This window comes from Campylobacter sp. 2014D-0258 (genome assembly GCF_008000495.1).
GTDB classification, from domain to species: domain Bacteria; phylum Campylobacterota; class Campylobacteria; order Campylobacterales; family Campylobacteraceae; genus Campylobacter_D; species Campylobacter_D jejuni.
Map to the genome: position 1 here is coordinate 1 of NZ_VOAR01000027.1, position 777 is coordinate 777.

1 protein-coding gene is annotated in these 777 nt (G+C 29.5%); it reads right to left on the reverse strand.

Annotated elements, in window-relative coordinates; translation table 11 throughout:
* On the reverse strand, positions 1 to 777 hold a 777-nt coding region (locus tag SR62_RS07690), incomplete at both ends, for a motility associated factor glycosyltransferase family protein (RefSeq protein WP_147502337.1).

Below are 777 nucleotides of genomic sequence, written 5' to 3' on the forward strand. Positions count from 1 at the left end.
CTTTATAATAAGCCTTAAGTAAAAACTCATTTTGTTTATTTAAACTTAAAGGTTCTAATTTTTCAAAAGGTTTATTTAAATCTTTATCAAGTAAATTCTCACAAGCCCATAAAAAAGGTTTTTCTATGGTTCCTTCTATCCTTGCTCCACCTTCGGTACAGTTGTAGGTGGTTGAAATAATATTTCTTGAAATGGTATCTTGCAAAAAAAATCTAAACATAGTCCAAACTTCGGAACTTTCAGCTTTTCCGTTGCCTCCATAAGCTAAACATTGAAATTTACCCTTATCTCTTTGAAAATGTCCTTCATGTTTATCAAGATTGCTATAATCTTTAGTGTGAGAAAATCCATCTTTTGCATAAGCTAAATCCTGTCCTATAAAAATGATGTTTTTATAATTTAGATGAGTTGCAAATTCATAAGCCATATGTGCAACACTAAATCCTATAGCAGCATAAGAAAAATCTTTAAGATTTATATAATATGGAAAGGCAAGAATTTTTTGAGTTATGATAAAAGTTTTATTTTTTAAATATTCAATTGTTTTTGGATGAACAACCCCTGCGCAAACAAACACAATATCCTTATCAAATTCCCCAAAATCATTGTTAAAAAATTCAGAAGTTAAAGGAATCCTTTCCAAAGAAAGCACATAATCGGGCTTAATATTATGCTTAGCTAAAATAGGATAAGAAGAATCCGCACAAAAAATCGTAGCTTTACTAGCATACTTTTTTAATAAAGGAAGTTGTTTAGTAAGAGATGGTCCTGTAGAAA